24 protein-coding genes are annotated in these 25,661 nt (G+C 66.0%); 22 read left to right on the plus strand and 2 right to left on the minus strand.

Annotation, left to right across the window (positions count from 1 at the left end; all coding sequences use genetic code 11):
* Positions 1–3: 3 nt before the first annotated feature.
* Genes nuoL through HX774_RS11400 form a run of 7 tightly spaced genes read left to right on the plus strand, consistent with a single transcriptional unit; the run spans position 4 to position 8,602 of the window.
* A complete protein-coding gene (nuoL, locus tag HX774_RS11370) occupies positions 4–2,085 on the plus strand; it encodes an NADH-quinone oxidoreductase subunit L (RefSeq protein WP_178826933.1) in 2,082 nt (693 codons plus the stop codon).
* Positions 2,086–2,090: 5 nt separating this feature from the next.
* A complete protein-coding gene (locus HX774_RS11375; RefSeq protein ID WP_114816350.1) occupies positions 2,091–3,578 on the plus strand; it encodes an NADH-quinone oxidoreductase subunit M in 1,488 nt (495 codons plus the stop codon).
* 7 nt (positions 3,579–3,585) lie between these two features.
* Positions 3,586–5,028, plus strand: coding sequence for an NADH-quinone oxidoreductase subunit NuoN (gene nuoN / locus HX774_RS11380; protein WP_178826877.1), 1,443 nt, complete (start codon positions 3,586–3,588; stop codon positions 5,026–5,028).
* A gap of 6 nt (positions 5,029–5,034) precedes the next feature.
* A complete protein-coding gene (locus HX774_RS11385; protein WP_178826879.1) occupies positions 5,035–5,781 on the plus strand; it encodes a biotin--[acetyl-CoA-carboxylase] ligase in 747 nt (248 codons plus the stop codon).
* Positions 5,778–6,584: a type III pantothenate kinase gene (locus tag HX774_RS11390; RefSeq protein ID WP_178826935.1), complete on the plus strand. Its 807-nt coding sequence runs from the start codon at positions 5,778–5,780 to the stop codon at positions 6,582–6,584. The genes HX774_RS11385 and HX774_RS11390 overlap by 4 nt, the downstream gene beginning before the upstream one ends.
* Positions 6,585–6,590: 6 nt before the next feature.
* Complete coding sequence (locus HX774_RS11395; protein WP_178826881.1) at positions 6,591–8,264, plus strand: ribonuclease J; 1,674 nt, start codon at positions 6,591–6,593, stop codon at positions 8,262–8,264.
* Positions 8,264–8,602 carry a DUF3088 family protein gene (locus HX774_RS11400; protein ID WP_178826883.1) on the plus strand — a complete coding sequence of 113 codons (339 nt, stop codon included), beginning with the start codon at positions 8,264–8,266 and terminating at the stop codon, positions 8,600–8,602. Before HX774_RS11395 ends, HX774_RS11400 begins: the two co-directional genes overlap by 1 nt.
* A gap of 143 nt (positions 8,603–8,745) precedes the next feature.
* Here HX774_RS11400 and HX774_RS11405 read toward each other — a convergent pair whose 3' ends face one another.
* Positions 8,746–9,105 (minus strand): 5-carboxymethyl-2-hydroxymuconate Delta-isomerase, encoded by a 360-nt coding sequence (locus tag HX774_RS11405; protein ID WP_178826885.1) that lies wholly within the window; start codon positions 9,103–9,105, stop codon positions 8,746–8,748.
* Between the two features lie 90 nt (positions 9,106–9,195).
* Between HX774_RS11405 and HX774_RS11410 the strand changes: the two genes are divergently transcribed.
* Genes HX774_RS11410 through HX774_RS11425 form a run of 4 tightly spaced genes read left to right on the plus strand, consistent with a single transcriptional unit; the run spans position 9,196 to position 12,853 of the window.
* A complete protein-coding gene (locus HX774_RS11410) occupies positions 9,196–9,462 on the plus strand; it encodes a DUF1467 family protein (RefSeq protein ID WP_178826887.1) in 267 nt (88 codons plus the stop codon).
* 58 nt (positions 9,463–9,520) lie between these two features.
* On the plus strand, positions 9,521–10,837 hold the full coding sequence (proS, locus tag HX774_RS11415; protein ID WP_178826889.1) for a proline--tRNA ligase: 1,317 nt from the start codon (positions 9,521–9,523) through the stop codon (positions 10,835–10,837).
* Positions 10,834–12,144 carry a lipoprotein-releasing ABC transporter permease subunit gene (locus HX774_RS11420; RefSeq protein ID WP_178826891.1) on the plus strand — a complete coding sequence of 437 codons (1,311 nt, stop codon included), beginning with the start codon at positions 10,834–10,836 and terminating at the stop codon, positions 12,142–12,144. Before proS ends, HX774_RS11420 begins: the two co-directional genes overlap by 4 nt.
* The gene (locus HX774_RS11425; protein WP_255500409.1) at positions 12,137–12,853 is read left to right on the plus strand and encodes an ABC transporter ATP-binding protein; all 717 of its coding nucleotides are present in this window, start codon (positions 12,137–12,139) and stop codon (positions 12,851–12,853) included. The genes HX774_RS11420 and HX774_RS11425 overlap by 8 nt, the downstream gene beginning before the upstream one ends.
* 31 nt (positions 12,854–12,884) lie before the next feature.
* On the opposite strand, the gene msrA is transcribed toward HX774_RS11425, so the two are convergent.
* Entirely contained in the window at positions 12,885–13,517 is a 633-nt protein-coding gene (gene msrA / locus HX774_RS11430; protein WP_178826893.1) for a peptide-methionine (S)-S-oxide reductase MsrA, read from the minus strand.
* A gap of 317 nt (positions 13,518–13,834) precedes the next feature.
* Here msrA and dnaE point away from each other — a divergent pair, with 317 nt between their 5' ends.
* The 11 genes from dnaE to HX774_RS11485 all read left to right on the plus strand — a co-directional run bounded on the left by dnaE (position 13,835) and on the right by HX774_RS11485 (position 25,645).
* Positions 13,835–17,290 (plus strand): DNA polymerase III subunit alpha, encoded by a 3,456-nt coding sequence (gene dnaE, locus HX774_RS11435; RefSeq protein ID WP_178826895.1) that lies wholly within the window; start codon positions 13,835–13,837, stop codon positions 17,288–17,290.
* Positions 17,290–17,703 (plus strand): DUF3224 domain-containing protein, encoded by a 414-nt coding sequence (locus HX774_RS11440; protein WP_255500410.1) that lies wholly within the window; start codon positions 17,290–17,292, stop codon positions 17,701–17,703. Before dnaE ends, HX774_RS11440 begins: the two co-directional genes overlap by 1 nt.
* 15 nt (positions 17,704–17,718) lie before the next feature.
* Positions 17,719–18,069: a GFA family protein gene (locus HX774_RS11445; RefSeq protein ID WP_178826903.1), complete on the plus strand. Its 351-nt coding sequence runs from the start codon at positions 17,719–17,721 to the stop codon at positions 18,067–18,069.
* 164 nt (positions 18,070–18,233) lie between these two features.
* Positions 18,234–19,082 (plus strand): 30S ribosomal protein S2, encoded by an 849-nt coding sequence (gene rpsB / locus HX774_RS11450; protein WP_114816298.1) that lies wholly within the window; start codon positions 18,234–18,236, stop codon positions 19,080–19,082.
* A gap of 100 nt (positions 19,083–19,182) precedes the next feature.
* On the plus strand, positions 19,183–20,124 hold the full coding sequence (gene tsf, locus HX774_RS11455) for a translation elongation factor Ts (RefSeq protein ID WP_114816297.1): 942 nt from the start codon (positions 19,183–19,185) through the stop codon (positions 20,122–20,124).
* Positions 20,125–20,263: 139 nt separating this feature from the next.
* Positions 20,264–21,001: a UMP kinase gene (pyrH, locus tag HX774_RS11460; RefSeq protein ID WP_178826904.1), complete on the plus strand. Its 738-nt coding sequence runs from the start codon at positions 20,264–20,266 to the stop codon at positions 20,999–21,001.
* Positions 21,002–21,040: 39 nt separating this feature from the next.
* Positions 21,041–21,598 (plus strand): ribosome recycling factor, encoded by a 558-nt coding sequence (gene frr, locus HX774_RS11465; RefSeq protein ID WP_114816296.1) that lies wholly within the window; start codon positions 21,041–21,043, stop codon positions 21,596–21,598.
* 30 nt (positions 21,599–21,628) lie between these two features.
* The gene (gene uppS, locus HX774_RS11470; protein WP_178826906.1) at positions 21,629–22,393 is read left to right on the plus strand and encodes a polyprenyl diphosphate synthase; all 765 of its coding nucleotides are present in this window, start codon (positions 21,629–21,631) and stop codon (positions 22,391–22,393) included.
* Positions 22,393–23,211, plus strand: coding sequence for a phosphatidate cytidylyltransferase (locus HX774_RS11475; protein ID WP_114816294.1), 819 nt, complete (start codon positions 22,393–22,395; stop codon positions 23,209–23,211). Before uppS ends, HX774_RS11475 begins: the two co-directional genes overlap by 1 nt.
* On the plus strand, positions 23,208–24,404 hold the full coding sequence (gene dxr / locus HX774_RS11480; protein WP_178826908.1) for a 1-deoxy-D-xylulose-5-phosphate reductoisomerase: 1,197 nt from the start codon (positions 23,208–23,210) through the stop codon (positions 24,402–24,404). The genes HX774_RS11475 and dxr overlap by 4 nt, the downstream gene beginning before the upstream one ends.
* Before the next feature lie 14 nt (positions 24,405–24,418).
* Positions 24,419–25,645: an RIP metalloprotease gene (locus HX774_RS11485; RefSeq protein ID WP_255500411.1), complete on the plus strand. Its 1,227-nt coding sequence runs from the start codon at positions 24,419–24,421 to the stop codon at positions 25,643–25,645.
* Positions 25,646–25,661 lie beyond the last annotated feature (16 nt).

A 25,661-nucleotide genomic window follows, 5' to 3' on the forward strand; every position in this document is an offset into this window, starting at 1 on the left:
ACTATCCAGACTCTCGTCACTCTCGGCGTCTTTGCTCCCCTTCTGGGGGCCATGATCGCCGGCTTCTTCGGTCGCAGGATCGGGAACATCGTCTCGCAGTCGGTCACGACCGGCCTGCTGTTCTTCTCGTGCGCGATCTCCTGGATCGTGTTCAGCCAGTGGACCTGGGGCGGGCTCGAAGCCTTCACCGTCCACATCGCGCCCTTCATCCACGTCGGCGACTTCCAGTCGAACTGGTCGATCCGCGTGGACGCCATGTCGGCCACCATGCTGATCGTGGTGACGACGGTATCGTCGCTGGTTCACCTCTATTCCTGGGGCTACATGGCCGAGGACGACAGCCGTCCTCGCTTCTTCGCCTACCTGTCGCTGTTCACCTTCATGATGCTGGCGCTGGTGACGGCTGCCGACTTCCTGCAGATGTTCTTCGGCTGGGAAGGCGTGGGTCTGGCCTCCTATCTGCTGATCGGCTTCTGGTACAAGAAGGACACCGCCTCGGCCGCCGCCATCAAGGCCTTCGTGGTCAACCGTGTCGGCGACTTCGGCTTCCTGCTCGGCATGATGACCATCTTCTGGATGTTCGGCACGATCCAGTTCGCCGAGCTGTTCCCGCAGATCGCCGGCAAGGTCGGCACTGGGTGGGAGTTCCTGGGCTACACCTGGTCGGCGCTGGATCTGGCGGGTCTGCTGCTCTTCATCGGCGCCATGGGCAAGTCGGCCCAGTTCTTCCTGCACACCTGGCTGCCGGACGCCATGGAAGGCCCGACGCCCGTGTCGGCCCTGATCCACGCGGCCACCATGGTCACCGCCGGCGTCTATATGGTCTGCCTACTGTCGCCGCTGTATGAGCACGCCCCGACGGCGTCCCTGTTCATCGCCATCATCGGCGGCATCACTGCCATCTTCGCCGCGACCGTCGGCATGATGCAGAACGACATCAAGCGCGTGATCGCCTATTCGACCTGTTCGCAGCTGGGCTACATGTTCTTCGCTGCGGGCGTGGGCGCCTATCAGCCCGCCATGTTCCACCTGTTCACGCACGCCTTCTTCAAGGCCCTGCTCTTCCTGGGCGCCGGTTCCGTGATCCACGGCATGCACCACGAACAGGACATGCGGAAGATGGGCGGCCTGTGGAAGCTGCTGCCCGTGACCTATGCGGTCATGATGATCGGCACCATCGCCATCACCGGCCTGGGTCTGCCCGGCGTCGGCGGCTTCGCCGGCTTCTATTCCAAGGACTCCATCATCGAGAGCGCCTATGCGGCGGCGACGAGCGGCCACTCGGCTGCGGGCATGTTCGCCTTCGTCATCGGCATCTCGGCGGCCCTGCTGACGGCCTACTATTCGTGGCGCCTGGTCTTCATGACCTTCCACGGCACGGCCAAGTGGAAGGACGACGGCCATCACGCCGCCGACGACCACGCGTCGCACGCCCAGCTGGAGACGCACGCTGAACCGCTGGCCAGCCATGACGCTCATGACGATCACGCGCACGACGACCATCACCATGGTCCGCTGTCGCCGCATGAGAGCCCGCTGCCCATGGTGGTGCCGCTGCTGGTTCTGTCGATCGGCGCCGTGTTCGCGGGCATGATCTTCGCCCCGCACTTCATCGGTCATCATGAGGCCGAGTTCTGGCGTGGCGCCATCTTCGTCGGCAGCAACAACCACGTCCTGCACGAGAGCCACAACGTCCCGACCTGGGTGAAGTGGTCGCCGCTGGTCGTGACCCTGCTCGGCACCTTCGCCGCCTTCTGGATCTACGTCCTCAAGGAAGGCGTCGCCAAGCAGTGGGCCGACCGCAAGGGTCCGCTGTGGACCTTCCTCTACAACAAGTGGTTCTTCGATGAGCTGTATGACGCCGTCTTCGTGAAGGGCGCCAAGGCGCTCGGCGACTTCTTCTGGAAGATCGGCGACGTGAAGATCATCGACGGCCTCGGCCCCAACGGCGCCGCCTGGGCTTCGCTGAAATCGGCTGGCTGGCTGTCGCGCTTCCAGTCCGGTTTCGTCTACTTCTATGCATTCGTGATGCTGATCGGCGTGGCTGCGTTCCTTGCCTTCGCCATCTTCACGTGGGGAGCCTGAGCCTCGTGCCTCACATTCTGAGCATCGTCACCTTCCTGCCGCTGGTCGGCGCCGGCCTGCTGCTTTTGGCTGGCATGATGAACAAGGGCGGCCAGGACGCCGCGGCTCCGGCCGCGCGCTGGATCGCCCTGGGCACCACCCTGGTGGTGCTGGCTGTGTCCGTCCTGCTGGTGGCCCAGTTCGATCCGTCGAACCCGGCCTATCAGTTCGTTGAAAACTACGCCTGGTTCGCCGGCGCCGGTTATCACCTGGGCGTGGACGGGATCTCGATCCTGTTCGTCCTGCTGACCGCCTTCCTGATGCCGATCTGCATCGTGGCCAGCTGGAAGTCGATCGAGACGCGCGTCGTCGAATACATGATTGCCTTCCTGGTGCTGGAGACCCTGGTCATCGGCGTCTTCACGTCTCTGGACCTGTTCCTCTTCTACATCTTCTTCGAAGGCACCCTGGTGCCGATGTTCCTGATCATCGGCATCTGGGGCGGGGCGAACCGCATCTACGCCTCGTACAAGTTCTTCCTCTACACCCTGCTGGGGTCGGTGCTGATGCTGCTGGCCATGCTGTGGATGGCCCATGAGACGGGCACCACCAGCATTCCCGAGCTGAAGCAGTACGCCTTCGATCCGGCGGTTCAACCGATCCTGTGGCTGGCCTTCTTCGCCTCGTTCGCGGTCAAGATGCCGATGTGGCCTGTCCACACCTGGCTGCCCGACGCCCACGTTCAGGCCCCTACGGCCGGTTCGGTCATCCTTGCCGGCATCCTGCTGAAGCTGGGCGGCTACGGCTTCATCCTGTTCAACCTGCCGATGTTCCCGCAGGCGTCGCAGATGTTCACGCCCCTGGTCTTCACCCTGTCGGTGATCGCCGTGGTCTATACGTCGCTGGTCGCCTTCCGTCAGACCGACATCAAGAAGCTGATCGCCTATTCGTCGGTCGCCCACATGGGCTTCGTGACCATGGGCATCTTCGCGGGCAACGACACGGGCGTTCAGGGCGCGGTCTTCCAGATGCTGAGCCACGGCCTGATCTCGGGCGCGCTCTTCCTCTGCGTCGGCGTGGTCTATGACCGGATGCACACGCGTGAGATCGCCTTCTACGGCGGCCTGACCGCGCGCATGCCCTGGTACGCCGCCATCTTCTTGATGTTCACCATGGCCAACGTCGGCCTGCCGGGCACCTCGGGCTTCATCGGCGAAGTGCTGACGATGACCGGCGCCTATCAGGTCTCGACCTGGACGGCCCTGGTCGCGGCCTCGGGCGTCATCTTCTCGGCGGTTTACGCCCTGACGCTGTTCCGCAATGTTATGTACGGCGAGATCAAGAACCCGGCGCTGCAGACCATCACGGACATCGACAAGCGCGAGCTGCTGATCTTCGTGCCGCTGATCGTCGGCACCATCTGGCTGGGTCTCTATCCCAACGCCGTCCTCGACTACACCGGGCCGACCGTTGAGGCCCTGACGACCGCCTATCGCGCAGCCATTGGCGGGTGAGAGCATAATGACTGATCTGTCTTCCGCCCTTCAACTCGCCGCCCCGGAACTGACCCTTGCGGTCGGCGGGCTGGTGCTGCTCATGCTCGGCGCCTTCACCGGCGAAAAGTCGACGCGCCTGATCTCGGGCCTGTCGATCCTGCTGCTGGCCGCCGCCTCGGTCTTGGCCGCAATCGGCCCGCTGGGCACGGCCTTCAACGGCGCCTATGTGGCTGATCCGCTGGCCGTCTACGGCAAGGTCGCCATCTTCCTGTCGGCGGCGGTCGCCATCGTCCTCGGCGACGGCTGGATTCACCGCAACGGCATCGCCAAGTTCGAGTACCCCGTCCTGATCGTGCTGGCCTCGGTCGGCATGTCGATGATGGCCTCGTCGGGCGACCTGATCTCGCTCTACATCGGCATCGAGATGCACTCGCTGGCGCTGTACGTCCTGGCCGCCTATCACCGCGACAACCTGAAGGCCTCGGAAGCGGGCCTGAAGTATTTCGTCCTGGGCGCCCTGTCGTCGGGTCTACTGCTCTACGGCGCCAGCCTGATCTACGGCTTCGCCGGTTCGATGCGCTTCGTCGACATCGCCGCCTTCGCCACCGCCAACCCCGGCCCGGGCCTGATCTTCGGACTGGTCTTCCTGATCTGCGGTCTGGCGTTCAAGGTTTCGGCCGCGCCGTTCCACATGTGGACGCCCGACGTCTATGAAGGCGCCCCGACCCCGGTCGTGGCCCTGTTCGCCACGGCTCCCAAGATCGCCGCCATGGTCCTGATCATCCGCGTCCTGGTCGAAGGCTTCGGCGTCGCCCACGGTCAATGGGCGCAGGTCATCATCCTGATCTCGCTGATCAGCTTCGCCGTCGGTTCGTTCGGCGGTCTGATGCAGAAGGACATCCAGCGCCTGCTGGCCTATTCCTCGATCATCAACATCGGCTACGCCCTGCTCGGCGTGGCGGCGGGCACTGAAGCCGGCGTTCAGGCCACGCTGATGTTCATGACCCTGTACGCCATCGACCAGTTCGGCTTCTTCGCCGTCCTGCTGTCGCTGAGCCGCAATGGTCGTCCGATCCGCAAGATTTCCGACCTGGCCGGGCTGAAGAAGGATCGTCCGCTGCTGGCGGTCGCCCTGACCATCCTGTCGCTGTCGGCTGTCGGCATTCCGCCGATGTCGGGTTTCTGGGGCAAGTTCTTCGTCTTCGGCGCCGCCGCCGACGCGGGCTACTGGATGGCCGGCGCCGCCGGTCTGGTCGCCTCGGTCGTGGCCGGCTTCTACTACCTGCGCATCATCAAGGTGATGTGGTTCGATGCCGCCGAAACCGAGGTCGCCACCGACAGGTCGCCGCTGGAAGCCAAGTGGATCGCGCTTGCGGCCGCCGCCTTCTGCTTCCCGCTGGTGATTGTCGCCCTGACGTGGCTGGAGCCGCTGACCCGCGCCGCCGCCTCGGGCGTCGGCGTCGGGTAAGGGCGCTTGACGGCCCCGGTCCTGATCCTCGACGAAACCGACTCCACCAACGCCGAGGCGCGACGCCGCGCCGAGGCGGGCGAGGTCGGACCGCTGTGGATCGCGGCGCGGCGGCAGACGGCTGGCCGTGGCCGTCGCGGACGCCAGTGGGGCAGCGACAGCGGCAATCTCTTCACCTCGCTGCTGTTGCTGACGCAGAAATCGCCCGCCGAAGCGGCGCAACTGACCTTCGCCGCCTCGCTGGCGGTGGCGGACCTGCTGGATCGTTACGTCCCGCCGGCCCTGGTCACGATCAAATGGCCCAATGACGTGCTGCTGGACGGTCGCAAGACCTCGGGCATCCTCATCGAGTCCGGCCCGGCCCCGTCAGGCGGCATGTGGCTGGCGGTCGGGATAGGCGTGAACCTGAGCCAGACGCCCGGCGACACCGAACGGCCCGCCACCTGCATCGCGGAACACCTTGGCCAGGGCGTCGCCGCCGCCCCGTCCGTCGATGAGGCGGCCAAGGCCCTGGCCGAAACCTTCGGCGTCTGGCTGGATCGCTGGATGACGTTCGGCTTCCAGCCCGTTCTCGACGCCTGGATCGCGCGAACTCCCGGTCTATATGGATCCTGCACGGCGCGGCTGACGAACGAGACCCTGACCGGCACGGCCGACGGGGTCGAGGCTGACGGATCGCTGCGTCTGAAACTGTCGGACGGATCGCTGCGCGTGATCTCGGCCGGCGACGTCTTTTTCGGAGAGGCCGCCTGATGCTGCTGGCGATCGAGCAAGGCAACACCAACACCCTGTTCGCCGTCCACGACGGCACGGAGTGGATCGCCCAGTGGCGCACTGCGACCGACGCCATGCGCACGGCCGACGAATACGCCGTCTGGCTGCACCAGTTGTTCGAGATGGGCGGGGCCAAGCTGAGCTCTGGCCTCAGCATGAAGGATCTCGACGGCTGCATCATCTCCAGCGTGGTGCCGCAGTCGATCTTTAACCTGCGCAACCTGGCGCGGCGCTATATCCACGTCGAACCCCTGGTGATCGGCGAGAACGTCAACCTCGGCATCGAGGTTCGCATCCCCAAGCCCAGCGAGGCCGGGGCCGACCGTCTGGTCAACGCCATCGGCGCGCTGCAGGTCTATGAGGGCGACCTGCTGCTGATCGACAGCGGCACGGCCACGACTTTTGACGTGGTGTCGGGCGGCGCCGAGCGGGGGCAGGGCGCCTTCGAGGGCGGACTGATCGCGCCGGGCATCAACCTGTCGCTGCAAGCCCTGCATGAAGCGGCGGCTAAGCTGCCGCGTATCGCCATTCAACGCCCCGAGGTCGTCATCGGGCGCGACACCGTCACCTCCATGCAATCCGGCGTCTTCTGGGGCTATATCGCCCTGATCGAAGGGCTGGTGGACCGCATCAAGGCCGAGTGGGGCAAGCCCATGACGGTTGTCGGCACCGGCGGCGTCGCCTCCCTCTTTGAGGGCTCTACACAATCAATCGACCGGTTCGATCCGGACCTGACCATCCGCGGCCTACTCGAAATCTGGCGGCGGAATACCCACCTTTAGGGCCATATGAAAAAATCTGACTCCAACGAACTCGTTTTCCTGCCGCTGGGCGGCTCCAACGAGATCGGTATGAACCTCAACGCCTATGGCTTCGGCCCGGCGCATGACCGCAAATGGATTCTCGTCGACGTCGGCGTGACCTTCGGCGATCCCTCCACGCCCGGCGTGGACGTGATCGTGCCCGATCCCTCCTTCCTGGAAGGCGAGACCATCCTGGGCATCGTGCTGACGCACGCCCACGAAGACCACATCGGCGCCTTGGGCTGGCTGTGGCCGCGCATTCAGGCGCCGCTGTATGCGACGCCCTTCACCGCCTATCTGATCCGTGAAAAGCTGCGCGACGCCAACATCCTCGACGACGTCGAACTGAACGAAGTGCCGCTGGGCGGCGAGGTGAACCTGGGTCCGTTCGACGTGACCTATGTGACGCTGACCCACTCGATCGCCGAGCCGAACGGTCTGGCCATCAAGACGCCGCTGGGCACGATCCTGCACACCGGCGACTGGAAGATCGACGACGACCCCGTCGTCGGCGACCGCACCGACGTGGAGGCCATCAAACGCCTCGGCGACGAGGGCGTGCTGGCCATGGTCTGCGACAGCACCAACGTCTTCGTGGAAGGCTCGGCCGGTTCCGAAGGCGATGTGAAGGTGGCGATCGCCGACCTGATCAAGGACTTGAAGGGGCGGGTCGCCGTCGGCTGCTTCGCCTCCAACGTCGCCCGCATGGACAGCGTGATCCGCGCCGCCGAGGCGGCTGGCCGTCGCGTGGCTCTGGCCGGTCGGTCCATGCACCGCATCACCGCAGCCGCCAAGTCGGTCGGCATGCTCAGCGACGTCAAACCCTTCCTCAGCGAGCAGGAAGCCCGCGTCTGGCCCGCCGACGAGATCCTGTATCTCTGCACCGGCAGCCAGGGCGAAGTCCGCGCCGCCCTGTCGCGCGTGGCCGAGGGGACCCACCCCTTCATCCGGCTGGGCAAGGGCGACCACTGCATCTTCTCGTCGCGGGTCATCCCCGGCAACGAACTGTCGATCGGCCGCCTGCAAGACAAGATGGCGGACAAGGGCGTGCGCCTCTACACCGAGAAGGACCATCCGGGCATCCACGTCTCCGGCCACCCGTGCCGTGACGAACTGCGCCAGATGTACAGCTGGGCCCGTCCGCAGATCGCGGTGCCGACCCACGGGATGCGCCGTCACCTGATGGAGCACGCCATCCTGGCCAAGGAGATGATGGTCCCGGAAACCGTGACCCCGCGCAACGGCGACATGGTGCGTCTGGCCCCCGGACCCGCAGCCATCATCGACGAAGTGCCCTCGGGCCGTCTGTTCGTCGACGGCGGGATGCTGGTTGAGGAGGCGGGCGAGGCCCTGCGCGAGCGCCGGCACGCGGCCTCCAACGGCGTTCTGGTCGTCAGCTTCGCCATGGACAAGCGCGGCAAGATCGTCAGCGACATCGACGTGCGCGGCATCGGCCTGCCGGGCGACGAGGACCGTCCTCTGGGCGACATCCTCGACGATCTGGCCGAGCGCGCCGAACAGGCGGTTCGCAAGCTGAAGGGCGAGGCTCTGGACGATGAACTGGTGGTCGAACAGGCCGTCAGCCGCGTGCTCAAAAAGGCCAGCCAGCAGATATGGGACCGTCGTCCCATCGTCGAAACCGTCATCCTGCGTCTGTAATGACGGACCGGCTTTATCTGCTGAACGCCGACTGGTTCGACGATCAGGGCGGGCCCTGGTACTGCCCGCCCGGCGCCCGGATCGAGGGCGTGCTGGGCCTCTATCCGCGTCTCCGCGAGCAGGTCCAGGTCACGCACCTGGACCACCCCCGTCCGCGCGCCGCCGTGGTGGCCGAGGTGGGGGAGGCGAACCAGAGCTGCCCGCTTCTGGTGCTGGACGGCAAGTTCGACTGGCCCGACGCCCAGGTCAGCGCAGAGACCGGCGCCCGGTTTTTGCAGGACGACGACATCCTGCCCTACTGGGCGGCGCGCTACGGCATCGGGCGGCCGCACCCTTAAGCTTTTTCCTCCCCACGCGTGGGGAGGGGGACCACGAAGTGGTGGAGGGGGCGGCGCAGACATCTGCGGTCGAGTCGCCCCCTCCGTCTCGCCGGCTACGCCGCCGATCCACCTCCCCATGAAATGGGGAGGAAAGGACGACCTTACCCGCCCAGCGTGACCTTCCGATAGTTGTCCTTGTCCAGCGCCCCGATCTCGACCGAGATCTGCGCCGGACCGTCATAGGGCTTCACCCCCGCCAGCAGCGCCGCCTGAACGGCTTCGCCCAGCGCCGTCTTCTGCTCCTGCGTCCGTCCGGTCAGGATGCGCAGGTCGCAGTGGACCATGGCCTGGGCCGGGTCGCCGTCGGCGATGATCAGGTCGTCGCAGCGCACGATGCGCGTCTTGCACGCTTGGGTCGTCGCGCCGACCACATCCACGCACAGCTGATGGATCCCCAGCGCCAGGGCGCGCCAATCTGTCCCGTCGAAATGGGGGGAGTGTTCCAGGGTGATCTGTGGCATGAGGGCGTCCTTGTTTCGCGCCCCTCATTAGCCTGCCGCCGTCGCGGGCGGAATGCGAAGGGCGCACGAACTGATGGATGGAATGCCCCGATGCCTCTTGGCCCCTTCACCCTGGTGGCGCTGTATCTGACCTCGTGGTGGATCGTGCTGTTCACGATCCTGCCGCTGGGCTCGTCCAAGCAGGTCGAGACGCCGCCGACCGACGGCAGCCAGTGGGGCGCGCCCGCCAATCCCCAGCTGAAGAAGAAGTTCATCACCACGACCTGGGTGTCGGCCATTGTCTGGGCCTTCATCGTCTTCATCGTCTGGACAGGGTGGATGCCGCTGCCGGACTTTAGCCGCGGACCTGCGCTCTAGCTTTCGCCCCATTCGCCCGGTTAACCTCGGGCCAGACTGATTTTGCAGAGATTCTCACATGCGCCTGTCGCGCTACTTCCTGCCGACCCTCAAAGAAGCCCCTTCCGACGCCCAGATCGTGTCGCACCAGCTGATGCTGCGCGCCGGCATGATCAAACAGGAGGCCGCCGGCATCTACGCCTGGCTGCCGCTGGGCCTGCGCGTCCTGCGCAAGATCGAAGGCATCGTGCGTCAGGAGCAGGAGCGGGCAGGGGCGGTCGAACTACTGATGCCGACGCTGCAACTGGCCGACCTGTGGCGCGAGTCGGGGCGTTACGACGCCTACGGCCCCGAGATGCTGCGCATCACCGACCGTCATGAGCGCGAGCTGCTGTACGGACCGACCAACGAGGAAATGGTCACGGATATCTTCCGGGCCTATGTGAAGTCGTACAAGGCCCTGCCGCTGAACCTCTTCCACATCCAGTGGAAGTTCCGCGACGAGCGCCGTCCGCGCTTCGGCGTCATGCGCGGCCGCGAGTTCCTGATGAAGGACGCCTATTCCTTCGATCTGGACGAGGCCTCGGCCCGTATCGCCTACAAGCGGATGTTCGCCGCCTATCTGAACACCTTCTCGCGTCTGGGCCTGAAGGCCGTGCCGATGCGCGCCGACACCGGCCCCATCGGCGGCGACCTGAGCCACGAGTTCATCGTTCTGGCCGAAACCGGCGAGAGCGAGGTCTTCTGCGACCGCAAGCTGGTCGAGATGGACGCGCCGGGCCACAACCTCAGCGTCGAACAACTGGAAGGCGTCTTCAACGAGCGCACGGCTCTATACGCCGCGACCGAGGAAATGCACGACGCGGCCCAGTTCGAGAGCCAGACCGCCGAGGGCGACCGCCTGTCGGCGCGCGGCATCGAGGTCGGTCACATCTTCTACTTCGGCACGAAATACTCGACCCCGATGAAGGCCAAGGTCGCCGGGCCGGACGGTCAGGACACCGAGGTCCACATGGGCAGCTACGGCGTCGGCGTGTCGCGTCTGATGGGCGCCATCATCGAGGCCAGCCACGACGCCGGCGGCATCATCTGGCCGGACTCGGTCGCTCCGTTCGACGTGGTGGTGATTAACCTGCGCGCCAACGACGAAGCCGTCTCGGCGGCCTGTGAAGACGCCGTGGCTAAACTCGAAGCCCTGGGCAAGGACGTCCTCTACGACGACACCGACGAGCGTCCGGGCGGCAAGTTCGCCACCGCTGACCTGATCGGCGTGCCGTGGCAGCTGACCATCGGTCCCAAGGGCCTGGCTGACGGCGTGGTCGAACTGAAGCGCCGCGCCACGGGCGAGAAGCAAACCCTGCCGCTGGACGCCGCCCTGGAGCTGCTGACGCAATGACCGACGCCGCGACGGCTTCCGCGCCGCCTGCCGTAAAGCCCGCCGGTCCCTTCTCCGCCTGGGAGATCGGACTGGCCCTTCGCTACCTGCGCGCCAAGCGCAAGGAGGGCGGGGTCGCCCTGATCGCCATCATCAGCTTCATCGGCATCATGCTGGCCGTGGCGGTGCTGATCAGCGTGATGAGCATCATGGCCGGCTTCCGCAGCGAACTGCTGGGGCGGATGCTGTCGTTCAACGGGCATATGTATGTCCAGGGGCCGGTGCTCACCTCGCCCGACCGCGACGCGACGGTGAAGCGGATCGGCGACGTCCCCGGCGTCGTCTCGGTGACGCCGCTGACGGAATCCCCCGCCATGTTCCGTGCGGGCGGTCAGATGACCGGCGGCGTCGTGCGCGGCGTGCGGCCTCAGGACCTGGCCTCGACCAAGTTCGTCTATGACAGCCTGACGCCTGAGATGCGGGCCTCCTTCGGTCAAGGCGCCTATGGCGGCGACAATATCCTGATCGGCAAGGCTCTGGCCGACCAGATGGGTCTGACCGTGGGCAGCGCCCTGTCCATCTATTCGCCGACCGGGGCCGACAGCGCCTTCGGCAACCTCGGCGGTCTGGAAAAGACCTACAGGATCGGTGGCATCTTCAGCTCCGGCACCGCCGACTACGACCGCGCCTTCATCTTTATGCCGCTGGAACAGGCCCAGCTCTTCTTCGGCAAGGAAGGCGTTTGGGACGTCATCGAGATGAAGGTCGCTGAGCCGGATCAGGTCGAAACCCTGCTGGCGCCGGTGCAGCAGGCCGCCGGGCCCGGCAGCATCGTCACCGACTGGCGCACCCGTCTGGCCGCCTTCTGGGGCGCGCTGAAGGTCGAGCGTGTGGCCATGAGCATCATCCTGGGCCTGGTCGTGGCCATCGCCGCCATGAACATTATCAGCGGCATCGTCATGCTGGTGAAGAACAAGACCCGCGACATCGCCATCCTGCGCACCGTGGGGGCCAGCCCCTCGTCGATCCTGCGCATCTTCTTCATCTCGGGCGCCGCTATCGGCATCGGCGGCACCATCGCCGGTCTGGTGCTGGGCCTGCTGTTCTGCCTGAACATCGGCGCGATCCAGCACTTCATCGAAGGCATTACCGGGGTGCAGCTGTTCAACGCCGACGTCTATATGCTGGACGCCATCCCGGCCCTGGTCGATCCGTGGGACGTGACCTGGGTCGCGGTCTTCTCCTTCTTCATGAGCTGCCTCGCCAGCCTGCCGCCGTCGTGGAACGCGTCGCGGATCGACCCGGTGGAGGCCCTGCGCTTTGAATAGTCCGCTGAACACCACGCCGACGCTGCGCCTGCGCGGCATCACCCGCACCTATCCGACGGCTTCTGGCGGCTTGACGGTGTTGAAGGGCGTCGATCTGGACATCATGCCGGGCGAGGTTGTCGGCCTGATCGGACCTTCGGGTTCGGGCAAGTCGAGCCTGCTGCACGCCGCCGGCCTGTTGGAGCGCCCGACCAGCGGTCAGGTCATGATCGCCGGCGAGGACGTCGGCGGTTTGGACGAGCGGGCGCGCACGCGTCTGCGCTTGTCGCGGATCGGTTTCGTCTATCAATTCCACCACCTGCTGCCGGAATTTGATGCACGGGACAACGTCGCCCTGCCGATGCGCATCGCTGGTCATTCCGAGGCTGAAGCCCGCCGCCGGGCCGAGGCCCTGCTGACCAGCCTGGGTCTGGGCGAGCGCTTCCTGCACCAGCCCGCGCAACTGTCGGGCGGCGAACAGCAGCGGGTCGCCATCGCCCGGTCGCTGGCCAACAGCCCGCGCCTGCTGCTGGCCGATGAACCCACCGGCAACCTTGACCCGACCAACAGTCACGCGGTGTTCGAGAGCTTGCGCCAACTGGCCAAGACCACGGGCGTCGCCGCCCTGATCGCCACCCACAACATGGAGCTGGCCGGTCACATGGACCGCGTCTTCGCCCTGAAGGACGGCCATCTGGAAGAACGCGCCGCCGAGGCCCAAGCCTACTGAGGCCAGCCGATTGAGGTCTTGCGCCTGCTGATCAGCCCACGGCGGCGTCGCCCCACAGGGCGCGCAGCCTGACGCTGCGACGGCAACCCACGCGATAGGCTTCATACTGAGCGGGCCGTCGCCGGGCGTAGTTCTGATGCTCGGCGCCGGCGGGCCAGAAGCGCATGGCGGGATAGACCGGGGTGGTGAAGCGCGAGCCCTTGGCGCCCAGCGCGGCCTGGGCCGCTGTGCGAGACGCTTGTGCGGTCGCCGTCTGGGCCTCTGTGGCATAGACCGCCGTGACATAGGACGGGCCCTGATCGCAGAACTGGCCGGTCTGATCGGTGGGGTCGATGGTGCGCCAGTAGCGGTCGACCAGGGCGCGATAGCTGACGACGGCGGGATCAAACGTCACCTGCACCGCCTCGCGATAGCCGGTCCCGCCTCGGATCACCTGCTCATAGGTCGGGTTGGGCCGCGTGCCGCCGACGAAGCCCGACACCGCCGAGCGCACGCCGGGCAGGCCGTCGAACGCCTTTTCGCTGGACCAGAAACAGCCGCCGGCGAAGACCGCCGTCTGATAGCCGGGCGGGGCGGGCTCCAGCGGCGCGGCGCTGGCGGGCGCTTCGCTGGGCGAGCAGGCCGCCGTCAGGATCAAGCCGATCAGAGGCAGAAGGCGCGACATAGGACACTCCCGGTCATTCTCTTCAGCATACGCGCAAGCCGGGAAGACGGATGGCTGTGGGCGTTCACGGGCGCTTGCAATGAGAACAAAGCGGGAATATAGAACGTTTCAGGAACACGCTAACTGGGGATAAGCCGATGTCGCGTTGGGTGAGGGATATGCTGTCGCTTGCGTCGTGTGGCGGGTTCGTCTGGATGATCTGGCAGGCGTCTTTCCTGGTGACGTGATCGCCGCATCGACTCCCTGCATGATCAAACTTCGGCCGCGCGGCGGTCGGATATGAGAGGTCCCGGTTTTCGGGATCAGCGGAGTTGGTATTGGCGGAAACGGCGAACAGTCAGGGTTTTGTCCATCTGCGGGTCCGCAGCGCCTATTCCCTGCTGGAAGGCGCGATCAAGGCCAGCAAGATCGGCAAGATGGCGGCGGACGCCGGCATGCCCGCCGTGGCCGTGGCCGACCGCGCCAACCTGTTCGGCGCCCTGGAGTTCAGCCAGACCGCCAAGGATGCGGGCGTTCAGCCCATCGTCGCCTGCGCCTTGCCCGTGCTGGGCATCGGCGGCCAGGTCGCCGAGCGTTGGGCCAAGACCTCGACCGTGGTCCTACTGGTCCAGAACGAGCAGGGCTGGCTCAACCTCTGCGCCCTGTCGTCCGCCGCCTATCTTGACGCCGGCGAGATGTCGGAGCCGGGCGTGCCCTGGCGACTGGTTGTGGATAAGTCCGAGGGGCTGATCCTGCTGTCCGGCGGTCCCGACGGCCCGATCGACCCTCTGTTCGTCCAGAACAAGCGCGATGACGCCATATCTTCTCTCGAAGAGATGAAGCGCGTCTTCGGTGATCGTTTCTATGTAGAGTTGCAACGCCACGGTCTGCCGCAGGAGCCGGTCGCCGAGCGTGGCCTGGTCGACTGGGCCTACGCCAACGACGTGCCTTTGGTCGCCACCAACGACGTCTATTACGCCAAGGCGGCGCAGGCGAAGTCGCACGACGCCTTGCTCTGCATTTCCGACGGCGCCTTCACCGGCCAGGAAGACCGGCGCCGCATCACCGGGGAACATTGGTTCAAGACGGCGGAGGCCATGCGCCAGCTGTTCGCGGACCTGCCCGAGGCTTGCGACAACACCATCGACATCGCGCGCCGCTGCGCTTTCCTGGTGCCCACGCGGGCGCCCATCCTGCCGCGCTTCGACGCCGGCGCCGGTCGTTCCGAGCCCGACGAACTGGCGCACCAGGCGCGCGAGGGGCTGAAGGCCCGCCTGCAACAGGTCGCGCCCGCCGCGCCGGAAGAGGAATACTGGACCCGCCTCGAATGGGAGGTCGGGATAATTCAGCAGATGGGGTTCCCCGGCTACTTCCTGATCGTGGCCGACTTCATCAAGTGGGCTAAGCTGCACGGCATTCCGGTCGGACCGGGGCGGGGCTCAGGCGCCGGCTCTCTGGTGGCCTGGTCGCTGACCATCACCGATCTGGACCCCTTGCGGTTCGGCCTGCTGTTCGAGCGGTTCCTGAACCCCGAACGCGTCTCCATGCCCGACTTCGACATCGACTTCTGCCAGGAGCGGCGGGAGGAGGTGATCGACTATGTGCAGGACCACTACGGCAAGGACCGGGTGGCCCAGATCATCACCTTCGGTACGCTTCAGGCGCGCGCCGTGCTGCGCGACGTCGGCCGGGTGCTGCAGATGCCGCTGGGCCAGGTGGACCGCCTCTGCAAGATGGTGCCGAACAACCCGGCCAACCCGGTCACTCTGGCCCAGGCCATTGATCTGGAGCCGCGCCTGAAGGAGGCGCGCGACGCCGAGCCTGCGGTCCGGACCCTGCTGGAGACGGCGCTGGAGCTGGAGGGGCTGTACCGCAACGCCTCGACCCACGCCGCCGGCATCGTCATCGGCGACCGCCCGCTGACCGAGCTGGTGCCGCTGTATCAGGACCCGCGCTCGACCATTCCGGCCAGCCAGTTCAACATGAAGTGGGTCGAACCGGCGGGTCTGGTCAAGTTCGACTTCCTGGGCCTGAAGACCCTGACGGTGCTGGACCGGGCGCGGGAGTATCTGGAGCGGCGCGGCGCGGCGCCGGAATGGAACCTGCTGCCGCTGGACGACACAAAGACCTATGAACTGATGGCCTCGGGCCAGACGGTCGGGGTGTTCCAGCTGGAATCCCAGGGGATGCGCGACACCCTGCGCAAGATGCGCTGCGGCTCCATCGAGGAAATCACCGCCCTGATCTCCCTCTATCGGCCGGGGCCGATGGAGATGATCGACACCTATATCGACCGGAAGTTCGGCCGGGCCGAGGTGGACTATCTGCACCCGTCCCTGACCGAGGTTCTGACCGAGACCTACGGCGTCATCATCTATCAGGAACAGGTGATGAAGATCGCCCAGGTCCTGGCGGGCTACAGCCTGGGCGAAGCCGACCTTCTGCGCCGCGCCATGGGCAAGAAGAAGAAGGAGGAGATGGATTTCCAGCGCCTTCGCTTCGTCAAGGGCGCCTCGGAAAAGAACGTCCCCGAGGCTCAGTCCGGCTCCATCTTCGACCTGGTGGCCAAGTTCGCGGGCTACGGTTTCAACAAGTCGCACGCCGCCGCCTATGCGCTGATCTCGTTCCAGACGGGCTGGCTGAAGGCCAATCACCCGGTCGAGTTCTTCGCCGCCTCGATGAGCCTCGACCTGTCGAACACCGACAAGCTGGCGGTCTTCTATCAGGACTGCCGCCGCTTCGAGGTGCCGGTCCTGGCCCCGGACATCAACCGTTCCTCGGCGGACTTCGACGTCCAGTGGAAGGACGGGCAGGGCAGCGTCCTTTATGCTTTGGGCGCTATCCGCAACGTCGGCCTGGAGGCGATGAAGCATGTCGTCGAGGTGCGCGAGGCGGGCGGACCCTTCGCCGACCTCTTCGACTTCCTGGAACGGGTCGATCCAAAGGCGGTCAACAAGCGGGCGCTGGAAGGCCTGGCCAAGGCCGGCGCCTTTGACAGCCTCAACCCTAACCGCCGCCAGCTGTTCGAACAGGCCGACATCCTGATCGCCTATTGCCAGAGCGTGGCTGCGGAGCGCGCCTCGTCGCAGGTCAGCCTGTTCGGCGCGGATCAGGCAGGGGCCTCGCGCCCGCGTCTGCGCAGCGTGGAGCCCTGGGCCGGGCCGGACAAGCTGGATCAGGAACTGTCGGCGGTCGGATTCTATCTGTCGGGCCACCCGCTGGAGGATCTGACGCCGGCGCTGAAGCGCAAGCGCGTGACCTTTGTGGCCGAGGCGCAAGGCTTGGCGGAGGCCGGGCATGAAGCCTTCCTGATGGCCGGCGTCGTGCGTCGTCGTCAGGAGCGGGCCAGCGCCAAGAGCGGCGAGAAGTTCGCCTTCGTCACCTTCTCGGACCCGACGGGCGAGTTCGAGTGCCTGTTCCCGCCGGAACAGCTGCGGCGATGCCGTGATATCCTTGAGGTCGGGACCTCGGTTCTGGTCAAGGTGCGGGCCAAGTCGGCGGACGGCGAGGTGCGCTTCTTCGGCGACGACGCCAGCCGGATGGAGACCCTGCTGGACGACACCCAGATCGGGCTGCGCGTCGTGCTTTCGGCGCAGACGGCGGACGCCGAGGCGCTGAAGGCGCGGCTGGACCGGGCGCGGGCTCAGGGCAAGGGCGGCGAGGTCTGGTTGCAGGCGACCCTGGGCGGTCGCACTGAGGTCGAGATCAAGCTGCCGGGCCGCTATCGCCTCGACGCCGCCCTGCGCGGGGCGTTGAAGTCGGCGCCGGGCGTGGTGATGCTGGAGGACGCCTGATGAGCGAGGGGCAACTGATGAAGCGAGCCTGCGGAACCTTTGACGTCATCATCACCCCGGTTCAGCCGGCGCAGGGCGCGGCAGTCGATGGTCCAGGCCGGATGCTGCTGGCCAAGACCTTTCATGGCGATCTAATCGGAACCGCCGCTGGCGAAATGCTGGCGACGATGAGCCCTGAGCGGTCCGGCGCCTATGTGGCGCTCGACCGGGTTCGCGGCGTCATCGACGGTCGCGAAGGGGCCTTCACCCTGGTGCATCGCGGTCTGATGGACCGGGGCGCGCAGGAGCTGCTGATCACCATCGTGCCGGGATCGGGGGCAGGGGACCTGGCGGGGATCGCCGGGGTCTTTCATCTGACGATCAAGGACGGCGTTCATCACTACGATCTGGAATACAGTCTGCCGACATCCTGAAGGAGGAGAGCGAATATGCCGGTGCATAAGGGGTCCTGCCACTGCGGCGCAGTGGCCTATGAGGTCGAGGTCGGGCTGGAGGGCCTGATCGAGAGCAACTGTTCGCACTGCTATCGAAAGGGCTTCGTCCTGGCCTTCGCGCCGCGCGCAGCCTTCCGCCAGACGGCGGGCGAGGACGCCACGACCTCCTACTTCTTCAACCAGCACAAGATCGATCACCGCTTCTGCAAGACCTGCGGAGTTCAGCCCTTCGGCTATGGCGTGGCGCCGGACGGGTCGGAGTTGGCGGCGATCAATGTGCGGACGCTGACCGATGTGGAGCCCTGGAGCTGGACGGCGACGCGTGTGGACGGGCGCAGCTTCTGACTGATTGGCTTGCCTTTTCCGAACAATCCGCCTAGAGAGCGCGCGCACTTCGCACGTGGGCGTGGCGCGGTCCGGGGAGACATCCCGGCCTGCACCGTTCCGAGGGACCGCAGGTCCTTTTACTCGCCCACGCTAGGTTTGATCGGAAAAAGGACACCACGATCATGGCACTGCCAGAATTCTCGATGCGTACGCTGCTGGAAGCCGGCGCTCACTTCGGCCACCAGACGCACCGCTGGAACCCGAAGATGGACCGCTACATCTTCGGCTCGCGCTCGAACATCCACATCATCGACCTGTCGCAGACGATGCCGCTGTTCCACCAGGCTCTGGTGGCTGTGCGCGACGTCGCCGCCAAGGGCGGTCGCGTTCTGTTCGTCGGCACCAAGCGTCAGGCTGCCGGCCCGGTGGCTGAAGCCGCCACGCGCTGCGCCCAGTACTACATGAACAACCGCTGGCTTGGCGGCACGCTGACCAACTGGCGCACCGTCTCGGGCTCGATCGCCCGCCTGCGCGAGCTGGAAACCGTTCTGGCCACCGGCGGCGAAGGCCGCGTCAAGAAAGAGCTGCTGAACCTGCAGCGCGAGAAGGACAAGCTGGAACTGTCGCTGGGCGGCATCAAGGACATGGGTTCGATCCCGGACATCATGTTCGTGATCGACACCAACAAGGAAGCGATCGCGATCCAGGAAGCCCGCAAGCTGAACATCCCGATCATCGCCATCCTGGACACCAACTCGGACCCGGACGGCATCACCTATCCGGTCCCGGGCAACGACGACGCCGCCCGCGCCATCCAGACCTACTGCGACCTGATCGCCGACGCCGTCCTGGACGGCCTGGCCGCAGGCGCTTCGGCCTCGGGCATCGACCTGGGCGCTTCGGAAGCTCCGGTTGAACCCATGCTGCGTGAAGCCGCTGCTGCTCCGGTTGAAGCCGAAGCTGCCCCGGCCGGTACGGAAGCTGTGGCTGAAGAACTGCTCGCGACGACTGAAGAAAAGGTCGAGGGCTAAGGCGCTCTCGGGGCCCGATCGGTGATCGGGCCTACGCCAAACTGACATGCGGCCGGGCTATCCATGCCCGGCCGCTCATTTGAATTTTCAGGAGAAGAACATGGCCGAGATCACTGCCGCCCTCGTGAAGGACCTTCGCGAGCGTTCGGGCGTCGGCATGATGGACTGCAAGAAGGCGCTGGTGGAAACCAACGGCGACATCGACGCAGCTATCGACTGGCTGCGCGCCAAGGGTCTGTCCAAGGCCGCCAAGAAGGCCGACCGCGTCGCCGCTGAAGGCGTTGTCGCCGTCGCCACGCGTGAAGACGGCGAGGGCGAAGTCGCCGCCGCCATCGAGTTCAACGCGGAAACCGACTTCGTCGCCCGCAACGACCTGTTCCAAACCGCCGCCAAGCAGTTCGCTGCCCTGGCGCTGCACCATGACGGCGTCGAAGCCATCAGCGGCGCGACGCTGGAAAGCGGCCGCACCGTTCAGGACGAAGTGACCCAGCTGATCGCCACCATCGGCGAGAACATGCAGCTGCGTCGCGCGGCCCGTCTGGCCGTGTCGCAGGGCGTCGTGTCGTCCTACGTCCACAACGCCGTCTCGCCGGGCGTCGGCCGCATCGGCGTTCTGGTGGCTCTGGAAGGCGAGGGCGACAAGGCTGCTCTGCGCGAACTGGGCCGCAAGATCGCCATGCACGTCGCCGCCACGGCGCCGCTGTCGCTGAACACCGACGACCTGGACCCGGCCGCCATCGAGAAGGAACGCTCTGTTCTGACCGAAAAGGCCAAGGAAGAAGGTCGCCCGGAAGCCATGATCGCCAAGATCGTGGAAGGCCAGATCAACAAGTTCCAGAAGGACGTGGTGCTGACCAAGCAGCCGTTCGTCATGGACCCTGACGTGACCATCGAGCAGCTGGTCGTGAACTCGGCCAAGGAACTGGGCTCCTCGAACCTCAAGCTGGCCGGCTTCGTCCGTCTGGCCCTGGGTGAAGGCGTCGAGAAGGTCGAGAGCCCTGACTTCGCCGCTGAAGTCGCCTCGATGACGGGCGGCAACTAACACCGAAGTTTCTTCCTGAAAGGGAAGAATTTTCAAAAGGGCGCGTTCGGCTTTGATGGCCGGCGCGCCCTTCGTCTATGATGAGCCGCCGATTCACCTCGCGCGGATGCCTAACCCCAGTATCCACGGACCCAGACCCATGCCCGACGCCCCCTCCGAGTTTCGTTACAAGCGCGTCCTGCTCAAGGTCTCGGGCGAGGTCCTGATGGGCGATCAGTCCTATGGCATCGACATGAAGACCGTCGATGTCGTGGCGGCGGCTGTGGCCCAGGTGGCGCGCGAAGGCGTCGAGATCTGCCTGGTCATCGGCGGCGGCAACATCTTCCGTGGCCTGTCCAAGGCCGCCGAGGGCATGGATCGCGCCAACGCCGACTACATGGGCATGCTGGCGACCATCATGAACGCCTTGGCCATGCAGGGCGCGCTCGAGAAGATCGGCGTCGATACGCGGGTCCAGAGCGCCATTCCCATGGCCGCCATCGCAGAACCCTACATCCGCCGCCGCGCCATGCGGCATCTGGAAAAGGGACGGGTGGTGATCTTCGCCGCCGGCGTGGGCGCACCCTTCTTCACGACCGACTCAGGCGCCGCCCTGCGCGCGGCTGAAATGGGTTGCGACGCCCTGCTGAAGGGGACCAGCGTGGACGGCGTCTATACCGCCGATCCCAAGAAGGACGCGACCGCGACCCGCTACGAGACGCTGACCTATCAGGAGGTCCTGGCCAAGGACCTGCGCGTCATGGACGCCTCGGCCATCGCCCTGATGCGCGACAGCGATATCCCGATCGTGGTCTTCTCGATCCGCGAGGAAGACTCCCTGCGCAAGACCCTGCGCGGCGAAGGCACCTTCACCGTCATCACCAACAAGGCCGCGTAAGCGGCTCTCCACCCGAACGACAGACCAAGGAAAACCACCATGGCCAAGCCCGACCTCAAGACCTATCGCGACCGCATGGAAAAGGCGGTCGCCTCGCTGAAGGAAGACTTCGCGGGTCTGCGCACCGGCCGGGCCAACTCGGGCTTGTTGGACCCGGTTCAGGTTGACGCCTATGGCTCGACCTCGCCGTTGAACGCCGTGGCCGCTATCAGCGTGCCTGAGCCGCGCATGATCTCGGTCAGCGTCTGGGACAAGGGCATGGTCGGCCCGGTCGAGAAGGCCATTCGCGCCGCCGGTCTGGGCCTGAACCCCATCGTTGACGGTCAGACCCTGCGCATCCCGGTGCCGCCGCTGACCGAAGAGCGCCGCAAGGACCTGGTCAAGCTGGCCGGCAAATACGCCGAACAGCAGAAGATCGCCGTGCGCAACGTGCGTCGCGACGCCAACGACGACCTGAAAAAGGCCGAAAAGGCCACCGAGATCAGCCAGGACGAGCAGAAGAAGATGGAAGCCGAGGTCCAGAAGGACACGGACGCCGCCATCAAGAAGATCGACGAGGCCTTGAAGGTCAAGGAAGTCGAGATCATGCAGGTCTGACGCAAGCCAGCGTCGGGAGGGACCCAAGCAATGTCGGCCGAGACCGTCGCCACCGGGCCTGAAAAGGGGCCACGTCACGTCGCCCTGATCATGGACGGCAACGGTCGCTGGGCCGAGCGTCGCGGTCTGCCGCGCGTCATGGGGCACCGTGAGGGGGTTCAGGCTCTGCGGCGCACGATCAAGGCGGCCCCGGACTTCGGCATTCGCTGCCTGACGGTGTTCGGTTTCTCGACCGAGAATTGGAGCCGCCCGGCGGACGAGGTGTCGGACCTGATGGGGCTGGTGCGGGCGTTCGTCGGCAGCGACCTCAAGCGGCTGGATGAGGCGGGCGTGCGTATCCGCATCCTGGGGCGCCGCAAGGGCCTGCCCAGCGACATCGCCGCCATCGTTGATCGCGCCGAAGCCCAGACCGCCCACAACACGCGATTCCTTTTGCAGGTGGCGTTCAACTATGGCGGGCGGGCTGATCTGGTGGATGCGGCCCAGCGGCTGATCGATCAGGCGCGCGCCGGACAGTTCGAGGGCGACGTGACCGAGGACGACCTCGGGGCCGGCCTGTCGACGGCGGGGGCGCCGCCGGTGGACCTGATCGTGCGAACATCGGGCGAGCAGCGGCTGTCCAACTTCCTGTTGTGGGAAGCCGCCTACGCCGAACTGGTGTTTCAGGACATCCTTTGGCCGGACTACGGCGCCGAGGCTCTGGCCGAGGCGGTGTCCCTCTATGGTAATCGCGAGCGGCGATATGGCGGGCGCGACGTCCTGTCAGACGCCGATGCGAAGACGGCGGTAGGTTGATGGCGTTGAAGATCGGTGACATCGGCCTGAGAGCGGCCTCGGCCGTGGTGCTCGCGCCGGCGGCCGTGCTGGCTACCTGGGCCGGCGGCGGCTGGTTCTGTGCCCTGGTCGTCGCGGCCTGCGGTCTTTTGGCGTTCGAGTGGGCGCGGATGAGCGCGCCGCGCTTCTGGCGTTCGGTCGGGGCGGCTGTCGCGCTGGCGCTGATCGTCGCCGTGGTCGCGGCCCACGTCGGCCAGATGTCGCTGGCCCTGATCCTTCTGGTCTTCGGCGCTCTGGCGGCGGGCCTGTTCGCCCGTTCGCGCGGGGCCGAGGCGCTGGATGCGGCCTACGGGGTTCTCTACCTCGGTTGGCCCTGTGTCCTGCTGATCTGGCTGCGTGACCTGAACGATGCGCAGGGCCTTTACTGGACCGTTCTGGTGTTCGCCGTGGCCTGGGCGTCCGACATTCTGGCCTATCTGGTCGGCAGCGCTGTGGGCGGGCCCAAGCTGTGGCCGCGTTTTTCGCCGAACAAGACTTGGTCCGGCTTCATCGGTGGCCTGATCGCGGGGATGATTGCGGGCGCCGCCATGGCGGGCTGGCTGGAGATGGGGCGTCTGAATGTCTTCTGGGGCGGCGTGCTGGGCTTGGCGGCGGCTTTGGCCACCATGGCCGGCGACCTGTGGGAGTCGGCGCTGAAGCGTCGCTTCGGGGTCAAGGACGCAGGCAACATCATTCCGGGCCACGGCGGCCTGCTGGACCGGGTCGACGGCCTGATGTTCGCCGTCGTGGTCGTGGCGGCGGGACGCGTGATCGTCCTGATGCTGGGGCAGGGCGCGTGATCACCCGCAAGATCAGCGTGCTGGGCTCGACCGGCTCAGTCGGGGCCTCGACCCTGGACCTCATGGACCAGGCCGAGACGGCCGGTTCTGGGGCGTTTCAGGTCGAGGTCCTGACCGGCGGCGCCAATATCGCCCGCCTGGCCGAGCAGTCGCGGCGCTGGCGACCCAGGATAGCGGTTACAGCGGACCCCGCGCGCCTGTCGGAACTACGCGATGCCCTGGCCGGAACCGGCGTCGAGGCGGCGGCGGGGCCTGACGCCATCGTCGAGGCCGCGACGCGGCCTGTGGACTGGGTCATGGCTTCTATCGTCGGTTCGGCGGGCCTTCGCTCGGCCTGGGCCGCGGCCGCCACCGGCGCGACCCTGGCGCTGGCCAACAAGGAAAGCCTGGTCTGCTGCGGCCCGGCCCTGATCGAACGGGTCAAGCGCAGCGGCGGCAAGCTGATCCCGGTCGATTCCGAACACTCCGCCATCTTTCAGGTCTTTCCGGCCGAGGCGCCGGAGCAGGTGTCGAAGCTGGTGCTGACCGCCTCGGGCGGTCCGTTCCGCACCCTGCCGCGCGAGGCCATGGGCCGGATCACCCCGGAGCAGGCGGTCGCTCACCCCAACTGGAGCATGGGCGCCAAGATCTCGGTCGACAGCGCCACCATGGCCAACAAGGGTCTGGAACTGATCGAGGCGGCCTATCTGTTCGCCATGAGCGGCGACCGGATCGACGTCGTCGTCCACCCCGAATCAATCATCCACAGCCTTGTGGAATATGTGGATGGTTCGACCCTGGCCCAGATGGGGCCGCCCGACATGAAGACCCCGATCGCCTGCGCCCTGGCCTGGCCTGACCGGCTGGCCTGGCCCGCGCCGAAGCTGGACCTAGCGGCGCTGGGCCGTCTGACCTTTGAGGCGCCCGATATGACGCGCTTCCCGGCCTTGCGCCTGGCGCGCGAAGCCCTGGCGGCGGGGGGAGTGGCGCCCATTGTTTTCAATGCGGCCAACGAAGTCGCGGCCCTGGCCTTCCTTGACCGTCGGCTGGGCTTTCTCAATATTGCCGCAGTCGTCGCCGACACCTTGGAGCGTGCGACGAATGCGGGGGTGGGTTCCGGTTCCGACGACGCCTGTGACGCGGCCCTGGCCGTTGACGCAGCGGCCCGAAGGATTGCGAACGACATCATCGCCTCGCTCGCGATTGCAGCCTGAGGGCGACAGGAGACATGACTGGGATGCTAGGTGTTCTTGGGCAAGCCCTGATCTATGTCGTGCCGTTCCTTCTGGTGCTGACGCTGGTCGTCACGGTCCATGAACTGGGCCACTTCCTGACCGCGCGCGCCTTTGGCGTGAAGATGGAGCGTTTCTCCATCGGCTTTGGCCGCGCCATCTTCCAGCGCACCGACAAGCGCGGCGTCGACTGGCGTCTGGGGTGGCTGCCGCTGGGCGGCTACGTCAAATTCGCTGGCGATCTGGATGCAACGGGCGTGCCGGACAAGGTGGGGCTTGAGGCCCTCAAGAAGGATCTGATCGCCGCCCACGGGGCGGGCGCAGAAAAAGATTATCTGTATTTCAAGCCCTTGTGGCAGCGCGCCCTGGTCGTTGCGGGCGGTCCCCTGGCCAACTTCGTGCTGGCGATCTTTATCTTCACCCTGCTCTTCAGCCTGGTCGGGGTCGAACTTCGCCCCGCCCGGGTGATGCAGGTTCAACCCGACTCGCCGGCCGCCGCTGCCGGTTTCCTGCCGGGCGACCTGATCACCCGCGTCAACGGCAAGCTGATCGCCGACGGCGGCGAGGTGACACAGGTCGTGGCGCTCAGCAGCGGCGATCCTGTCCAGTTCACGGTCGAGCGTGCGGGCGCCGACGTGCAACTGACCGCCACCCCGGAACGCAAGATCGAAGAGAACCCCATCGCCGGACGGGTCTCGGTCGGCCGTATTGGTCTCGCCCTGGGCTCCAGCCGCGATGAAGTGCGTCATGTGCGTTATGGACCGATCGCCGCCGTGGGCCGCGGGTTCCAGGAAACGGGCAACATCCTCAGCACCACCTTCACCTATATCGGTCGCATCTTCTCCGGCCGCGAATCGGGCGACCAGTTCAGCGGACCGCTTGGAATCGCCAAGGCTTCGGGCGCTCTGACCAACGCGGCGGTGGCGGCCAATCCTGATCCGCTGGCCATGGCGGGAAATCTCCTGCTGACGTTGACCAGCTTCGCCGCCATACTTTCGGTCGGAATCGGCTTTCTTAATCTGCTGCCCGTTCCGGTGCTGGATGGGGGGCATCTGATGTTTTACGCCTATGAGGCGGTGGCGCGTCGGCCTGTCGCCGCTCAGGTTCAGGAGGCGGGATATCGCGTCGGCCTTGCTTTGCTGGCCAGTTTAATGTTGTTCGCGACCTGGAACGACCTGCAGAAACTCAATCTCTTCAAATTCCTCGGCGGGCTCGTCTCGTGAGCCGACGCCAGCCCCC

This window comes from Brevundimonas sp. P7753 (assembly GCF_013386595.1).
Classification (GTDB): domain Bacteria; phylum Pseudomonadota; class Alphaproteobacteria; order Caulobacterales; family Caulobacteraceae; genus Brevundimonas; species Brevundimonas bullata.

Coding starts and splice junctions, on each gene's coding strand:
- HX774_RS11405 (WP_178826885.1), bottom strand. CDS start 9,105: ATGCCACAGATCACCCTGGAACACTCCCCCCATTTCGACGGGACAGAT.
- HX774_RS11420 (WP_178826891.1), top strand. CDS start 10,834: ATGACCGACGCCGCGACGGCTTCCGCGCCGCCTGCCGTAAAGCCCGCC.
- nuoN (WP_178826877.1), top strand. CDS start 3,586: ATGACTGATCTGTCTTCCGCCCTTCAACTCGCCGCCCCGGAACTGACC.
- HX774_RS11440 (WP_255500410.1), top strand. CDS start 17,290: ATGAGCGAGGGGCAACTGATGAAGCGAGCCTGCGGAACCTTTGACGTC.
- pyrH (WP_178826904.1), top strand. CDS start 20,264: ATGCCCGACGCCCCCTCCGAGTTTCGTTACAAGCGCGTCCTGCTCAAG.
- HX774_RS11485 (WP_255500411.1), top strand. CDS start 24,419: ATGACTGGGATGCTAGGTGTTCTTGGGCAAGCCCTGATCTATGTCGTG.
- frr (WP_114816296.1), top strand. CDS start 21,041: ATGGCCAAGCCCGACCTCAAGACCTATCGCGACCGCATGGAAAAGGCG.
- HX774_RS11395 (WP_178826881.1), top strand. CDS start 6,591: ATGAAAAAATCTGACTCCAACGAACTCGTTTTCCTGCCGCTGGGCGGC.
- HX774_RS11475 (WP_114816294.1), top strand. CDS start 22,393: ATGGCGTTGAAGATCGGTGACATCGGCCTGAGAGCGGCCTCGGCCGTG.
- tsf (WP_114816297.1), top strand. CDS start 19,183: ATGGCCGAGATCACTGCCGCCCTCGTGAAGGACCTTCGCGAGCGTTCG.
- HX774_RS11445 (WP_178826903.1), top strand. CDS start 17,719: ATGCCGGTGCATAAGGGGTCCTGCCACTGCGGCGCAGTGGCCTATGAG.
- HX774_RS11400 (WP_178826883.1), top strand. CDS start 8,264: ATGACGGACCGGCTTTATCTGCTGAACGCCGACTGGTTCGACGATCAG.
- msrA (WP_178826893.1), bottom strand. CDS start 13,517: ATGTCGCGCCTTCTGCCTCTGATCGGCTTGATCCTGACGGCGGCCTGC.
- HX774_RS11410 (WP_178826887.1), top strand. CDS start 9,196: ATGCCTCTTGGCCCCTTCACCCTGGTGGCGCTGTATCTGACCTCGTGG.
- rpsB (WP_114816298.1), top strand. CDS start 18,234: ATGGCACTGCCAGAATTCTCGATGCGTACGCTGCTGGAAGCCGGCGCT.
- uppS (WP_178826906.1), top strand. CDS start 21,629: ATGTCGGCCGAGACCGTCGCCACCGGGCCTGAAAAGGGGCCACGTCAC.
- proS (WP_178826889.1), top strand. CDS start 9,521: ATGCGCCTGTCGCGCTACTTCCTGCCGACCCTCAAAGAAGCCCCTTCC.